At 70.1% G+C, this 15,108-nt stretch carries 14 protein-coding genes; 10 read left to right on the forward strand and 4 right to left on the reverse strand.

The features are described from left to right. The first annotated feature begins 136 nt into the window (after positions 1 to 136). Both CU044_RS07270 and CU044_RS07275 read left to right on the forward strand, forming a co-directional pair. Positions 137 to 649 carry an SRPBCC family protein gene (locus tag CU044_RS07270; RefSeq protein ID WP_129767614.1) on the forward strand — a complete coding sequence of 171 codons (513 nt, stop codon included), beginning with the start codon at positions 137 to 139 and terminating at the stop codon, positions 647 to 649. A 147-nt stretch (positions 650 to 796) separates the two neighbouring features. Next, entirely contained in the window at positions 797 to 3,121 is a 2,325-nt protein-coding gene (locus CU044_RS07275; RefSeq protein ID WP_275670178.1) for an FdhF/YdeP family oxidoreductase, read from the forward strand. 140 nt (positions 3,122 to 3,261) lie between these two features. Here the strand turns inward: CU044_RS07275 and CU044_RS07280 are convergent, their stop codons facing one another. Continuing rightward, positions 3,262 to 3,450: a hypothetical protein gene (locus tag CU044_RS07280; RefSeq protein WP_129767616.1), complete on the reverse strand. Its 189-nt coding sequence runs from the start codon at positions 3,448 to 3,450 to the stop codon at positions 3,262 to 3,264. Between the two features lie 39 nt (positions 3,451 to 3,489). Further along, positions 3,490 to 4,359: a LysR substrate-binding domain-containing protein gene (locus CU044_RS07285; RefSeq protein ID WP_129767617.1), complete on the reverse strand. Its 870-nt coding sequence runs from the start codon at positions 4,357 to 4,359 to the stop codon at positions 3,490 to 3,492. Between the two features lie 116 nt (positions 4,360 to 4,475). Here CU044_RS07285 and CU044_RS07290 point away from each other — a divergent pair, with 116 nt between their 5' ends. The 4 genes from CU044_RS07290 (at position 4,476) to CU044_RS07305 (ending at position 8,007) form a co-directional block, all read left to right on the forward strand. After that, a complete protein-coding gene (locus CU044_RS07290; protein WP_129767618.1) occupies positions 4,476 to 5,369 on the forward strand; it encodes an MBL fold metallo-hydrolase in 894 nt (297 codons plus the stop codon). Positions 5,370 to 5,573: 204 nt separating this feature from the next. After that, a complete protein-coding gene (locus CU044_RS07295) occupies positions 5,574 to 6,623 on the forward strand; it encodes a sodium:calcium antiporter (protein WP_129767619.1) in 1,050 nt (349 codons plus the stop codon). Positions 6,624 to 6,742: 119 nt separating this feature from the next. After that, positions 6,743 to 7,108 carry a BlaI/MecI/CopY family transcriptional regulator gene (locus CU044_RS07300; protein ID WP_129767620.1) on the forward strand — a complete coding sequence of 122 codons (366 nt, stop codon included), beginning with the start codon at positions 6,743 to 6,745 and terminating at the stop codon, positions 7,106 to 7,108. Beyond that, the gene (locus CU044_RS07305) at positions 7,105 to 8,007 is read left to right on the forward strand and encodes a M56 family metallopeptidase (RefSeq protein ID WP_129767621.1); all 903 of its coding nucleotides are present in this window, start codon (positions 7,105 to 7,107) and stop codon (positions 8,005 to 8,007) included. Before CU044_RS07300 ends, CU044_RS07305 begins: the two co-directional genes overlap by 4 nt. A gap of 19 nt (positions 8,008 to 8,026) precedes the next feature. On the opposite strand, the gene CU044_RS07310 is transcribed toward CU044_RS07305, so the two are convergent. Beyond that, positions 8,027 to 9,067, reverse strand: coding sequence for an NlpC/P60 family protein (locus CU044_RS07310; protein WP_129767622.1), 1,041 nt, complete (start codon positions 9,065 to 9,067; stop codon positions 8,027 to 8,029). Positions 9,068 to 9,443: 376 nt separating this feature from the next. Between CU044_RS07310 and CU044_RS07315 the strand changes: the two genes are divergently transcribed. Next, positions 9,444 to 10,943, forward strand: a complete 1,500-nt coding sequence (locus tag CU044_RS07315; protein WP_129767623.1) for a phosphoesterase — start codon at positions 9,444 to 9,446, stop codon at positions 10,941 to 10,943. 171 nt (positions 10,944 to 11,114) lie between these two features. On the opposite strand, the gene CU044_RS07320 is transcribed toward CU044_RS07315, so the two are convergent. After that, the gene (locus CU044_RS07320) at positions 11,115 to 12,161 is read right to left on the reverse strand and encodes a hypothetical protein (RefSeq protein ID WP_129767624.1); all 1,047 of its coding nucleotides are present in this window, start codon (positions 12,159 to 12,161) and stop codon (positions 11,115 to 11,117) included. A 295-nt stretch (positions 12,162 to 12,456) separates the two neighbouring features. Here CU044_RS07320 and CU044_RS07325 point away from each other — a divergent pair, with 295 nt between their 5' ends. The 3 genes from CU044_RS07325 (at position 12,457) to dhaK (ending at position 15,062) form a co-directional block, all read left to right on the forward strand. Further along, a complete protein-coding gene (locus CU044_RS07325) occupies positions 12,457 to 12,930 on the forward strand; it encodes a carboxymuconolactone decarboxylase family protein (RefSeq protein ID WP_129767625.1) in 474 nt (157 codons plus the stop codon). A gap of 45 nt (positions 12,931 to 12,975) precedes the next feature. After that, on the forward strand, positions 12,976 to 13,899 hold the full coding sequence (locus CU044_RS07330; protein ID WP_129767626.1) for an RNA polymerase sigma-70 factor: 924 nt from the start codon (positions 12,976 to 12,978) through the stop codon (positions 13,897 to 13,899). Between the two features lie 170 nt (positions 13,900 to 14,069). After that, entirely contained in the window at positions 14,070 to 15,062 is a 993-nt protein-coding gene (dhaK, locus tag CU044_RS07335; RefSeq protein WP_129767627.1) for a dihydroxyacetone kinase subunit DhaK, read from the forward strand. The last annotated feature ends 46 nt before the right edge of the window (positions 15,063 to 15,108 follow it).

The following is a 15,108-nucleotide window of genomic DNA, read 5'->3' on the forward strand; positions in this document are numbered from 1 at the left end:
GGCCGGCCCGCGGAAGGTCCACGGAGGGATCGCGGAGGGACCCGCGGAGGGACCGTGGCCTGGCCTGGTGCCGCCGACGACATGCGTGCCGATATATCCCGTTATCTAATGGAAAAACCTTACGGAGAAGGTCAGTATGAACATGATCGAGAAGTCGATCGACGTCGATGTTCCCGTCCGGATCGCCTACAACCAGTGGACGCAGTTCGAGAGCTTCCCCCGCTTCCTGGAAGGGGTGGAGCGCATCGATCAGCCCCAGCGCACGCTGGCGCACTGGGTCACCCGATCCGGTGCGGTCACCCATGAGTTCGATGTGGAGATCGTCGAGCAGCGACCCGACGAGTATCTGACCTGGCGCACGCTGACCGAGCCCCGGCACGAGGGCACGGTCACCTTCGAGTCCCTCGGCCCCGAGCGTACGCGGGTCAGCCTGCGGCTCGACCTCGAAGCGTGCGGAGTGATCGAGAAGACCGGAAGCGCCCTCCACCTCGCGCGGCGCCGGGTCCACCGGGGGATGGAGTCCTTCAAGGAGTTCATCGAGGCGCACGGACGGGAGACCGGCAGCTGGCGGGGCGAGGTCCGGTCCGGACGGGTACGGCCGGATCCCGCCGAGGAATCGCCACGGGTTCCCACCTGGCCCACGGGCTGAGTGTGCGTGGACCCGATGTGCGCGTGGACCTGATGTGCGTGCGCACCTGATGTGCGCGTGGACCCGATATGGGCGTGGACCTGATGTGGGCGTGGACCCGATGTGGGCGTGGACCCGATGTGCGTAGCGAGCGAAAGGCTGAGACTTGTGCCGAGGAAACCACCGGTCGACGACCCCGGCGGTGACAAGCCGCGCGTCACGCCACCGAAGACCTGGGCGACGGGTGTGCCCGCGGTGGTGCACGCGATGGAGTACTCGCTGGAGCAGACCTCGCCGCGGCGCACCGCCCTGACCCTGCTGAACATCAACCAGACCCAGGGGTTCGACTGTCCGGGCTGCGCCTGGCCGGATCCCGGGCCGGGGCACCGCAAGCGGAACGAGTACTGCGAGAACGGCGCCAAACACGTCAACGACGAGGCCACGTCGCGCCGGATCACCGCCCCGTTCTTCGAGCGGTACTCGATCAGTGAGCTGGCCGGGAAGTCGGATCAGTGGCTCAACCAGCAGGGCCGGCTCACCGAGCCCATGGTGAAGCGCGCCGGCTCCGACCACTACGAACCGGTGACCTGGAGCGAGGCACTGGATCTGCTCGCCGATGAGCTGCGACAGCTGAACTCCCCGGACGAGGCCGTGTTCTACACCTCGGGGAGGGCCGGCAACGAGGCGGCGTTCGTGCTCCAGCTGTTCGCGCGGGCCTTCGGGACCAATAATCTGCCCGACTGTTCCAACATGTGCCACGAGTCGAGCGGTGCCGCGCTGAAGGAGACCCTGGGCATCGGCAAGGGGGATGTGAGCCTCCGGGACATCCACCACTCGGACCTGGTGTTCCTGGTGGGCCAGAACCCGGGCAGCAATCACCCGCGCATGCTCACCGCGCTGGAGGAGACCAAGCGCAACGGCGGGCGCATCGTCGCGGTGAATCCGCTGTACGAGGCCGGTCTGATCCGGTTCAAGTACCCGCAGAGCCCGCGCGGTGTGATCGGCCGGGGCACACAGATCGCCGATCAGTTCCTCCATATCCGGGTCGGGGGCGATCTCGCCCTCTTCCAGGCGCTGAATCTGCTGCTGCTCGAGGCCGAGGACGCCCGTCCGGGTACGGTGCTCGACCACGAGTTCATCGAGAACCACACCAGCGGCTTCACCGAGTTCGCCGCTCATCTCCGGCAGTTGTCGTGGAAGGACGTCCACACGGCCACCGGACTGGCACGCGCGGAGATCGAGCAATTGCGCGACCTGGTACTGGGCAGCGAACGGATCGTCGTCTGCTGGGCGATGGGCCTGACCCAGCAGAAGTACGGCGTCCCCACGATCCGGGAGATCGTCAACTTCCTGATGCTGCGCGGGAATATCGGCACCCCCCGCGCGGGCGTGTGCCCGGTGCGCGGGCACAGCAATGTCCAGGGAGACCGCACCATGGGCATCTGGGAGCAGATGCCGAAGGAGTTCATGGACGCGCTGGGCCGCGAATTCTCGTTCACCCCGCCGGCCAAGCACGGCTGGGACACGGTGAATTCCATCCGGGCCATGCTCGACGGCCGCGCCAGGATCTTTCTCGGTCTGGCCGGCAACTTCGTACGGGCGACGCCCGACAGCGGGGTCACGGAGCGCGCCATGCGCCGCTGCCGGCTCACGGCGCACATCTCGACCAAGCTGAACCGCTCACACACGGTCTGCGGGGAGATCGCGCTCATTCTCCCGACGTTGGGCCGGAGTGAGAAGGACAGGCAGGCGGGCGGCGAGCAGTTCGTCACGGTCGAGGACTCGATGAGTCAGGTGCACGCCTCGTACGGGCACCTCGAACCCGCCTCCAGCACGCTGCTCAGCGAGGTGGCCATCCTGAGCCAGCTCGCCCGGCGTACCCTCGGCGACACGGTGGACGTGCCCTGGGACGGGTTCGAGGCGGATTACCACCTCATCCGGCAGCGGATCGCCCGTGTCGTACCGGGGTTCGAGAACTTCAACGAACGCGTGGTCAAGCCCGGCGGGTTCGTCCTCCCCAACCCGGTGAACGAAGGGGTGTTCCCGACCCCGAGCGGCAAGGCGATCTTCACCTCGAACGAGTTCCGGATGCCGCACGTCCCCGACGGGCATCTGCTCCTCCAGACCCTGCGCTCCCACGACCAGTGGAACACCATCCCGTACACGCTGAACGACCGCTATCGCGGAATCCACGGATCCAGACGCGTCGTGCTCGTCAACCCGGCCGACATCCGGGCACTCGGGCTCACCGACGGCGCTCAGGTCGATCTCGTCGGGGTGTGGCACGACAGCGTCGAGCGGCGCGCGGACGGTTTCCGCCTCGTCGCGTACCCGACGGCCCGGGGGTGCGCCGCCGCGTACTACCCGGAGACGAATGTGCTGGTGCCCCTGGACAGCGTGGCGGAGATCAGCAACACCCCCACGTCCAAAGGGATCGTCATCCGCCTCGACCCCTCGCCCCAGCAGGCGACCGCACCCCGTTCGTCCGCGTGAACGCCGGGCGCGAAGTCGGCGCGGCGGTCGGCGCTCCCTGAGGAACGCCTTGGCCGGCCCGGCCGGCACCGCCGGCAAGGTGCGTCCCACACCGACGGGGACGAGCGCACCAGGGCCGCCGGACTCCGGTGGGACAGAGCCTATTCGTCCGAGCTCGAACTCCGGATCGTCCGGTTCCCGCGCCCCGCCCGGCTCACGAGCTCGCCCGCCGCCCGGGTCGCGGCGGCCACCACGCGCACCCAGCGCGGGCCGCCCCGCGCCGCCCATACGACACAGACGCACCCTCCGACGGCGAGTACGAGGACACCCGACAAGACGAGCACGAGCATGTTCATCCCCCTCCTTCTGTTGCGGTCCGCGCCATCCTCTCAGGTCGCGGCCGGCCCGTAGACGGCTGCCGCGACACGGACGAAGGAGCGGATGAGCGGGCTGGTGCCGGTGCTGTTCCAGGCGATGACGAGGTCGCTGGACGGCATGTCGGTCAGAGGGACGGAGGTGAGGCCCTCGGGAAAGGTGTGGCCGAGCGGTGCCAGGCCGACGGTGCCGTCCCACAGGATGGACTGCAGGCATTCCTGGGCGGTCCGCACGACCGGGCCGTCGCCTCGCCGGGCGGCCGGGGGGCCGCTCCAGAATGCCTGCCAGGCGGGATCGGTTCCTTCGGGCAGCCGGAACCAGCGCCGGTCCGCCAGTTCGTCCCGGCGCAGGCTCTCGCGGCCGGCGAGCGGATCGTCGGTGCGCAGGACCACACCGACGGGATCGGAGCGCAGGACGCGGACGGTGATGCCGGTGTCGTCGAAGGGTGCCCGGGTCAGGGCCACGTCCACGAGACCGGCCCGCAGTCCGGCGGTCGGGTCGGCCAGGTCGGTCTCGCGGATCCGGACGCGGACGGCGGGATGGCGTTGCCGGTACGCCGCGGCCAGTCGTGTGCCGGCCTGCTCGGCGCTGTCGGCGAGGGTGCCGACGGTGAGGGTGGCGGCGCCCGCGGCGGCCGTCACACGCGCACGTACGTGTTCGGCCCGGTCCAGCAGGGTGCGTGCCTCCTCATGGAGCACGGCCCCGGCGGTGGTGAGCGCGACACCGGTGGGCGAGCGGATCAGCAGGGCGCAGCCGAGGTCGGTCTCCAGCCGCTGGATGGCCCGGCTCAGCGGTGGCTGGGTCATGTGAAGGCGCGCGGCGGCCCGGCCGAAGTGCAGCTCTTCGGCGACCGTCACGAAGTAGCGCAGCGTCCGCAAGTCCATCAGCAGCGACGATACCCGCGCGGTATCGGGGAGACGGAACCGGTGTTGGACGCCTCCGGCACCCCCACGCTGGACTGGGACCACGCGCGACCGTCAGCGAGCCCAAGGAGCCCACGATGGCTGAACACACCATTCCGGACCCCGCCGTCCACATCACGGACGTGCGGGAACTGGCCCATGACCTGATGGTCATCCCGAATCGGCGGGCCCAGCTCGTACCGAACATCGGCGTCGTCGGCGGCCGGGACGCCGTGCTGGTCGTCGAGACGGGGATGGGGCCCGGCAACGCGGAAAAGGTGCTGGAGTTCGCCGCCGGCTATGCCAGAGGGCGTCGGCTTTTCTTGACCACGACCCACTTTCATCCCGAGCACGCGTTCGGTGCGCAGGTCTTCGCCGGTGAGGCGACGTTCCTGGTCAACCGGGCCCAGGCCGAGGATCTGAAGGTGAAAGGCCCCGGCTATCTCGACATGTTCAGGGGACTCGGCGAGTCGGTCGCGCGCCGGCTGGAGGGAGTGGCACTGGCACAGCCGGACGTCGTCTACGACGAGTCATACGATCTGGACCTGGGGGGCCGGGTGGTACAGCTGCGCGCCACCGGCCGGGCGCACAGCAGGGGCGACCAGGTGGTCAGGGTGCCGGACGCGGATGTCCTGTTCACGGGGGACCTCGTGGAGGCCGGTCAGTTCGCCATCTTCCCGTGGTTCCCGCCGTATGACACCGACGTCTCGGGCACCCGCTGGCTGAGTGTGATGCGGCGGCTGGCGGCCGAGGGCGCGGGGATCGTGGTGCCCGGCCACGGCGAGGTCGGCGGCCCCCGGCTGCTCGCGGACGTACGCGACTACCTGCGGCTCCTGCGGGACGAGACGTGGCTCCGGCGCGACTCCGCGGCCGGTGAGGAGACGATCGCCGCCGAGATCTCGGCGCTGATGATCGAGCGCCATCCGCACTGGGACGGCCAGGAGTGGATCGAGAAGGGCGTGGGCTGCCTCTGCGCCGAACACCCCGCGTGACACCACCCCACCGGTCGTCGACACACGGGAACTCCCGGGTTCCCGGTGACCGGGCCCGTCTCTGGTGAGGATGCGGGCGGGCGAGACCTTCGGCCCGATGCCGACGACGTACAACAGCGCGCCGGCGGGGTCGAAGCCGTTCCGCCGCTCCTCGTGCCGATCGTCCTCGAAGCCCCCGCCGGGCGGGAAAGCCGGACGATACCCGTGATCCATTTCGTACTGCTCATCGTGAGCGCGGTGGCGATCTATCTCTCCTGTGAGTGGTTCGTCAACGCGGTGGAGTGGCTGGGCGCACGCCTGAACGTCGGGAAGATGGCGGTCGGCACGATCCTGGCCGCCTTCGGCACCGCCCTGCCCGAGTCGGTGGTCACCCTGGTGGCGGTGACCACCGGCGCCACCGAGGAGGCCAAGGACATCGGTGTCGGGGCGGCGATGGGAGGCCCCCTCGCGTTGTCCACCATCGCCTACGGCGTCACCGGCATGATGCTTCTCCTCAAGCGCCGCGGGGAACGCCGGCAGGTCCAGGCCGGCACCGGTGTGCCGCCGAGCGGCCGGGACGGCGAGGCGCTGGGCGACGCGAAGGACATGAAGCGGCTGGCCAAGGACCAGAAGTGGTTCCTGCCGATCTTCGTCGTGAAGGTCGCGCTCGGTCTGGTCGCCTTCACCTTCAAGCCCGCCCTGGGGTTCCTGTTCTTCGCCGCGTACGCCGTGTACTTCTGGCGGGAGATGCGAGGCGGACGGGAGGCGGACGGCGGGGTGGACGAGGAGCTTGAGCCGCTGAAGTTCCAGCCCGGGGCCGCCTCCCCGGCCACCTGGGCGGTGGCGGCCCAGACCCTGGCCACACTCGCCGTGATCTTCTTCGCGTCGCAGCTGTTCGTGCGGCAGCTGGACGCCATCGGCCCGATGCTCGGGCTGTCGTCCGCGGTGACGGCGCTCCTGCTCTCGCCCATCGCGACGGAGCTCCCGGAGGTCATGAACGCGGTCATCTGGGTGCGGCAGGGCAAGACACAGCTCGCGCTGGCCAATATCTCCGGCGCCATGATGATCCAGGCGACGGTGCCGAGCGGCCTGGGCCTCCTGTTCACCACCTGGATGTTCGACGGCGCGCTGTTGTGGTCCGGGCTGATCACCATGGCGGCGATCGTCTACCTGCTGCTGACCATGCGCGCCCGCAGACTCACACCCGCCCGCCTCTCCGCCGCCGCGGGCTTCTATCTCGTCTTCGCCGTCGGACTCGTCCCGATCCTCTCCTGACCACACCGCGGCGGCGGCTGTCGGGGCGGCCGATGACGGCTCCTGTACGTCTCCGACGCTGATCGGTGACGTCTACCATGTCCGTTGGCACGGAGGCGGTGACGGAGAGGACACGGGGCATGCGGTGGCTGGGGGAGCTGGAAGCCGAGATCTTGGACTGCCTGTGGAAGTGGGACAGACCCGCCACGGTCCGTGAAGTCGTCGACGACATCAACACACGCCGCCCGGCCGCCTATTCGACCGTGATGACCGTGGCCACGATCCTCTACAACAAGGGGTGGCTGACCCGCGAGAAGCAGGGCCGCGCCTGGCTCTACACGCCGGTGCGCAGCCGGGAGGCGTACTCCGCGGCCCTCATGGAGGACGCGTTGGGAGCCAGCCAGGACCGGCCGGCCGCTCTCGCGTACTTCGTCGAGCGGATGACCGACGAGGAAGTGGCCGCGTTGCGCGAGGCGCTCAGGACCGTCGGCCGTCCCGCCGAATGAACGCCGCTCCCGCCCTCATCGGTTACGCGGCCGCTGTCGGCTGGGTCGCCCCGCGTGCGATGCTGCGGAGCGGCTGGACACACCGGTCCCCCGCGCTCGCCGCGACGGTGTGGACCGCGTTCGCGGTCTCCTTCTCCCTGTGCGTCGCCCTCGTCGCGCTCCATCTCGCCACCCCGAGGGCGCACCTGCACGGCATTCTCTACTCGTGCCGGGTGGCCTTGGGGATCGATTCGCCCGGCACGGGCACGGTGGAGCGTCTCGGCATCGCGGCCTCGGCGACGGTGGTGACTGCCCTTGCGGCGAGTTTCGCCTTCCACGCGCTGCGCGCACGCGGGGCACGCAACGGTCACCGCAGGATCCTGGACAAGGTCGGCCGCCCGTCGGCGGGGCTGCGTGCCACGGTGATCGAGCACGGCGTACCGGCCGCTTACTGTCTGCCGGGCCGCCGCCCCAGGATCGTCCTGAGCACGAGGGCCGTTGAACTGCTCTCCACGGCGCAACTGGGCGCTGTGGTGGAACACGAACGGGCTCATATCGCCTGCCGCCACCACCTGGTGCTGGTCGCGGCCCAGTCCTTCGCGACGGTCTTTCGCGGACTGCCGCTGGCGCGGCATCTCCGTGAGCAGATACCGCTCCTGCTGGAGATGGCCGCCGACGACCGGGCTCTGCGCAGGTACCCGCACGGGGTGCTGGCCACCGCCATGTTCGAAATGGCGTCAGGAAGCGCCGCCCCCCGGGGCACACTGTCCGCGGGCGGCCCTACGGCACTCGTCCGGCTCCGGCGGATCCTGGCGCCGAAGCGGTGCGCCCACCCGGCACTCCGCGGTGTCATGGCCGTGACCGCCGTCATGACACCGCTGCTGCCCCTTCTCGTCGCGTGCCCTCCCGGACTGGGCTGAGTCACGCGGGCGGAGGCTCTCAGCTGATGCGTACGCCCCACATGAACGGCATGCCGCTCCGCGCGATCGACTCGTACCGCACCTGGGCCCCCGGCTTGGGCGAATGCAGGATCTGGCCGTTGCCCGCGTAGAAGCCCACATGGCTCAGGTCGGTGCGCATGATGATGAGATCGCCCGGCTTGAGGGCGCTCAGCGAGTTGATGCGCGTGCCGGCGTTGGCCTGGGCCTGGGAGGTGCGGGGTATGGACACCCCCGCCTGACGGAACGCCCACGACGTCAGCCCCGAACAGTCGAAGGAGTTCGGCCCGGCCGCTCCCCAGACGTACGGCAGTCCGACACGGCTCTTGGCCGCGCTGAACGCGGAGGCGGTCCGCTGGGACGCGCTGCCCTCGTTGCCGAGGTCGACCCGGTCGCTCGACCGGTTGGCCCGTTCCTGCTCGGCTTCCCGCTCCTCCCGTTCCTCGGCCGACAGCGTGTTGAGGAGCCGCTGCGCCTCCGCCAGCTTGCCCTGGATCGTCTTCTTCTTGCTGCCGAGTTCCTTGCGGGTGTCCTTGAGGTCCTGGAGCTTGGTCGCGGCCTGGCTGCGCTGCTGGCTCAGTTCGCGCTGCTGTCCCAGGAACCGCTCCAGCGTGCCCGCCTGTTGTGCGCTGAGCCGGTCGAGGTCGGACACCTTGTCCAGGTAAGCGTCGGGATCGGCCGAGAGGAAGAGCTGGAGCGACGGGTCGAGGCCACCGCTGCGGTACTGCGCGGTGGCCACCGAGCCGAGGTGGTCGCGGAACTCGTTGAGGTCCGCCTGCTTGCGGGCGGCGGCGTCCTGGAGATCGTCGACCTGCTTCTGCAGTCCGTCGGCCTTCTCCTTCGCCCCGTTGTACTTCTCGGTGGCCTGGGTCGCCTCCTCGTACAGGCGGTCGATCTGCGCCTGCACCCCCTTCTTGTTCGGGTCGGGCAGCGGGTCGGCGGAGGCCGACTGCGTCGACACCGCGACGGCCGCCGCGGCTGTCACCGAAAGAACGGTCGCGTACGTGTGGTTCGACTGCTTGGGACGACGGTGGGACGCCACGAGAGACGAGCTCCTTCTTCCACAGCCCGCCTCCGGAGGAACAAACGCAGCTGTCCTCCGGCTCCACCCGGGCATGGCGGATCCGGCGGCGCCTCCGCCGCCACCCCGTGCGGGTGATCGACCGTACGAAGGCCAGAACCCGAACACTAATCCACTTAAAGGTTTAGTACCAGACGCGACGGCATCGCGGCGGCGCGCCGGGCGGACCCCGGCGCGGTTCCGGCGCGGTCACCCCCGCGCGCCGCCCAACCGCCGCGCCCCCGGGTCCGGGGGTCGTTGTTAGCCGTACTCCCGGTCTTTGTTCATGCCGCGTTCGGTTTGCTCTCCGAGACTCAGTGATCGCCCCCCGCAGAGCTGTTGAACGAGAGGCTCCATCGTGAAGGACAGAAACAGCGAAGATCCCGAGTCCGCGGCGCTCTCGCGGCGACGACTGGTCAAGTTCGCCGGTGTCGGGGCGACACTGGCGGCCGCGAGCCCGCTGGTGGGCGCCGGCCAGGCGTGGGCGCATGACGACGACGACCGCGAGCACGGGAAGCCGGGCGACTCCCGCCGCGCGTGGCGGGCCGGCGATCACCATGTGCACTCCGAGTACAGCGGCGAGTTCGACACCTCGACGAACCCTCCTACGTTCCACAAGGGCGCCGACGCCGTCTACCCGATCGTCACCAACGCCATCATGGCCAAGCACTTCGGCCTGAGCTGGGTGATGTGCACCGACCACGGCGGGCCGACGCACTCGAAGGTGAACCTGGAGCAGGCCTACCCCGACCTGCTGCGCTCACGCGTACTCGTGCCCGGGGTCCTGCAGTTCTGGGGGATGGAGTTCGACGCACCGGCTCTGGACCACCACACGCTGATGATCCCTCACCACAGTGACGAGGCACAGCAGCTGTTCGAGCTGGAGAGCCGCTTCGCCAAGTTCGACGCGTTCCCCACCGACAGCGGCCGTGACACCGAGCCCAAGATGATCGAGTTCCTGAAGGCCGCGAAGGACATGCGGCGCAAGCCGCTGGTCATCGCCCACCACGCCTCGCGCTCGGCGACCGGTCTCGGCGTCTACGGGCAGGACACCCCGCGGGAGTTCCGCAACGGCAACAACGCCGCACCGGAGATCTACGTCGGCTTCGAGGGCGCTCCCGGCCACCAGGCGGGCCCGCTCAACGGCGGCGCGCGCGGCGGCTACGGGAGCTACCCCACCCACGGCGGCTTCGACCAGATGACGGCGCGCGTCGGCGGGCTCTGGGACGCGCTGCTCGGCGAGGGCCGGCGCTGGTGGATCACCGCGACGTCGGACTCGCACGTGCACTGGACGCGCGGCGGCTCGGACTTCTGGCCGGGCGAGTACAGCAAGACCCATGTGCTGGCCCGGCAGGACTACGCCGACATCATGGACGGACTGCGCAACGGGCGGATCTGGGTCGGGACCGGGGATCTGATCACCAGTCTCGACGTCACCGCGAGCAACCGCGGTCGCGACGCCGGCGTCGGCGAGACGCTCACCGTGAGCAGCCGCAACCGCACCGACGTCGAGATCGAGATCAAGTTCCGGCCGCTGGAGGGCGAGAACGCCAACGGCGACCGGCCGGAGGTCCGGCGTGTCGACCTGATCGTGGGTCAGATCACCGGCCCGAGTCCCAGCCTCGACACCGACACCAACCCGACCACGAAGGTCGTCGCCCGCTTCGGCCCCCGCGACTGGCGCAAGCAGGGGAAGGACTACGTCATCCGGCACACCCTGCGGAACGTGGAGAGCGACCTCTACGCCCGTGTGCGCGGCACGAGCACGGACGAGGCCGAGCCGCTCGCCGACGGGAAGGAGAGCCCCTGGGACGACCTGTGGTTCTACTCGAACCCCGTCTTCGTCCAGGTTCGCTGAGGCCCGTCCTGGCGATCATGTGCGGCATGCCGCGCCGACACGGGTAGAGCCCCGTCCCCCGGCTCCGGCCGCCCGCTTCTGATGCCTGCCGGTCCGGGGCGCGACGTACGCGCCCCGGACCGTGCGCGGATCGCCACGGCGCTTCAGCCGGCGGTGGCACGCGACAGCGCTTCAGCCGGCCGGTGGCAGGCGCAGATCCGTGCAGCCGTGCCGCTTCGCCGACCGCTCCGCGAACTCCCGGAACGCGGGCAGCCCGAAGGTCTCCTCGCCCTTCTCGCCGGGCAGCCATACGGTGGCCGCCTCGACCGGCACGTGTCCCGTGAACAGGGCCCGCCCGGAATGACCGGGACAGCGGGCGCTGGCCCACTGTCCGCGCGCGTCCGCCCCGGCCGCCTCGCGCGACTCGACCAGGCTCCCGCCACGGGAATCGCCCCGCGCCTTCCACGCGTACGGGCCGAAGCGGGCGGTGAACTCATAACGCTCGTCGAAGTAGTGGTAGGCCCCTACCTCGCACCTCTCGTACACGGCGGCGGCGCTGGTCCCGGTCTCCCACACCGTGTCCAGCCGCTCGTCGCGGCCGAACGGCAGGCCCGCGCAGGTGCCCTTCGCCGCAGCCGTCGACGTGGAATCGCCCCGGACCGCGGGCAACGACCGGACGGCGTCGCCCTTCTCGGCCTCGCAGCCCCATCGCGCCGAAGCCTTGACTGCCGTCGCGGTGGCGAACCGCGCCCAGTACAGGTCACCGTCGAGCCATCCGTCCTTCCGCGCCCGGCGCTCCGTGTCCTCCTCGGAGGAGGTCATGGAGAGGTACGAGCCGATCGTGACGGCGACGACGTCGTCGGTTCCCCGGCAGCCGAGCAGGACCCGGACCGAACCGCCGTCGGCCGCCCCGCGCCAGCCACCCGTCAACGACACGGGCAGCAGGCTGCCGCCGAACGACGGCAGGACCTCCTCCCAGTCCCTGAACTCGTTGTCCTCGGCCCTGAGCAGCGCCACGGTCACCTCCGTCCGGTTCACCTGGCAGTACTGGGCGTCCCGGGCGACGGAACGGTCGTTCGCCAGGGACGTGTGCGGCTGAAGGCCCTCGAACAGAGAGCTCTTCTCATGGGCCAGGAGGCCCCCGCAGAAGGTCTTCATGGTCTCCTCGAACCGCCAGCGGTTCCCGGTGTCGCTCTCCCGCCACCAGATCCAGGCCGCCAGCAGTACAAGGGCCAGCACCCCCGCCGTCCACGCCGTCCACCGAACCCATGCCGTACGCGCCACGCCCGACCCCACACCCGTCCCCATCCCCGCGCAGGGGGCTTGTCGTGCCCCTGCTCAATTCGGTCACCAGGCTACGGCCACGCGTCGGAGCCGCGGGACACAGCCCGCCGGGCGGGGCGGTCCGCCCCGCCCGGCCGTACGCCGGCGTACGAGCGGGCCAGGAGACGCAGGTCACACGCGTCCGTGTCACAGGGGGTCGGGCCACCTCGTCTCAGGGGTGTAGCCACAGACGACCACGGAGGAGCACACCATGGACGCGCGACTGAACTACCTCGCCGACCCGACCGCGGGCAGGACCGTCAAGCACTTCATGTCGATCGGCAAGGCGCTCAAGGACTCGCCGCTGCCGGCCGCCACACAGGAACTGGTGGCGCTTCGCGTGAGTCAGATCAACGGCTGCGCCGTCTGCATCGACATGCACACCAAGGATGCCGCGGCCGCCGGCGAGACCTCGCCGCGGCTGAACCTGGTCGCGGCCTGGCGGGAGGCCACGGTCTTCACCGGCGCCGAGCGTGCCGCGCTGGAGCTGGCGGAGGAGGGGACCAGGGTCGCGGACGCGGCCGGTGGGGTCAGCGATGAGGTGTGGGCGTCCGCCGCCGAGCACTACGACGAGGAGCAGCTCACCGCCCTGGTGATCCTGGTCTCCTTCATGAACACGGTGAACCGGCTGAACATCATCACGCGGCAGCCGGCCGGCGACTACCGGCCCGGACAGCTCCACTGAACGGCATCGGCGCTTCGAGGGAATGTCGAGGGAAGGGGACACGGCGTGAGCAAGGTCGAGGAGTTCGCGGAGCTGAGGCCGCTGCTGTTCTCGATCGCGTACCGGATTCTGGGCAGTGTGGGTGAGGCCGAGGACGCGGTGCAGGAGACCTGGCTGCGCTTCGACGGCTCGGCGACCCGGCCCACGTCGGCCAGGGCCTTTCTGTCGGCCGTGGTGACACGGATCTCGATCGATGTGCTGCGTTCCGCGCGGGTGCGGCGGGAGGAGTATGTCGGGCCGTGGTTTCCCGAGCCGCTGCTGAGTGACCCGTACGAGGATCCGGCGCGGTCGGTGGAGCTGGCCGACTCGGTGTCGATGGCGGCGCTGCTGCTCCTGGAGCGGCTCAGCCCGCTGGAGCGGGCGGTGTTCGTCCTGCGGGAGGTGTTCGCCTTCGGGTTCGACGAGATCGCCGAGGCGGTGGGGCGTTCCGAGGCGGCGTGCAGACAGCTGCTGGTGCGGGCGCGGCGGCACATGGAGGCCGGGCGGCCGCGGTTCGCGGCGGACCGCCAGGCGCGGCGGGAGCTGGCGACGCGCTTCTTCGACGCGCTCAAGGACGGCGATGTGGGCGGGCTGCGGGAGCTGCTGGCCGCCGATGTGCGGATGGTCGGGGACGGCGGCGGGAAGGCCCCGCAGCTGGCCAGGGCCGTCATGGGCGCGGAGAACGTGGCCCGGGTGCTGGGCACGGTCTTCCCCTGGCTGATCCGGATCGACGTGTCGTTCGAGCCGCACGAGGTCAACGGCCAGCCCGGTGCGATCTTCCGCGACCGGGACGGCAAGGTGCTCCATGTCCTGGTCCTCGACGTCCTCGACGGACAGATCCAGACCGTCCGGGCGGTGATCAATCCCGACAAGATCGGCCACATCGGGCCGGTCGCCGACGCCTGGGCCATCGACCGCGAGATGAAGCGGGTCCGCCGGCAGCCGAACTGACCTCGGGAGTGCCGCTGTTCGGCACGGAGCGGTGGGCCCGCGCGCGAGCCTACCGCCGCGTGCCCGGGGACGAGTGGTCATTCCACAGACCGTGCCGCGCGGGCTCGTTGGATCGATACTGAATCAGGAGGCGTGCCGCACCGATCTGCCAGCCGACCTAGGAGTCACCCATGAAGATGCTCATCAATGTGCCGGAGACGGTCGTCGCGGATGCTCTGCGGGGTCTGGCCTCCGCGCACCCCAAGCTCTCCGTCGATGTGGACAACCGTGTGGTGGTACGGAGCGACGCGCCCGTGGCGGGGAAGGTGGGGCTCGTCTCCGGGGGCGGGTCCGGGCATGAGCCGCTGCACGCCGGGTTCGTCGGGCCCGGGATGCTCTCCGCCGCCTGTCCCGGTGAGGTCTTCACGTCCCCGGTGCCCGATCAGATGGTGCGGGCCGCCGCGGCGGTGGACAGCGGCGCCGGGGTGCTGTTCATCGTCAAGAACTACACCGGGGACGTCCTGAACTTCGACATGGCCGCCGAGCTGGCCGAGGACGAGGGCGTACAGATCGCGAAGGTGCTGGTCAACGACGATGTGGCGGTGACCGACAGTCTCTTTACGGCAGGGCGGCGCGGTACGGGCGCGACGTTGTTCGTCGAGAAGCTGGCGGGGGCCGCGGCCGAGGAGGGGCAGCCGCTGGAGCGGGTCGAGGCGATCGGCCGGCGGGTGAACGAGAGCGCGCGGAGCTTCGGTGTCGCCCTGACCGCCGTCAGCACGCCCGCCAAGGGCAGTCCGACCTTCGACCTGCCCGAGGGCGAGCTGGAGCTGGGTATCGGGATCCATGGCGAACCCGGCCGTGAGCGGCGCGCGATGATGACGTCGCACGAGATCGCGGACTTCGCCGTGAACGCGGTGCTGGAGGATCTGCGGCCGTCGGGCCCGGTGATCGTTCTGGTCAACGGCATGGGCGGCACACCGCTGCTGGAGCTGTACGGATTCAACGCCGAGGTGCAGCGGGTGCTGGGCGAGCGGGGTGTGGCGGTGGCCCGTACTCTCGTCGGCAACTATGTGACCTCGCTCGACATGGCAGGCTGCTCGGTGACTCTCTGCCAGGTGGACGAGGAACTCCTGCGGCTGTGGGACGCGCCGGTCGAGACCGCCGCGCTCCGCTGGGGCCGCTGAGCACCGAGGGGAACCCGGTACGGCAGGGACGGACAGCAGGGTCGGC

The organism is Streptomyces sp. L-9-10 (genome assembly GCF_004151105.1).
Lineage (GTDB): Bacteria > Actinomycetota > Actinomycetes > Streptomycetales > Streptomycetaceae > Streptomyces.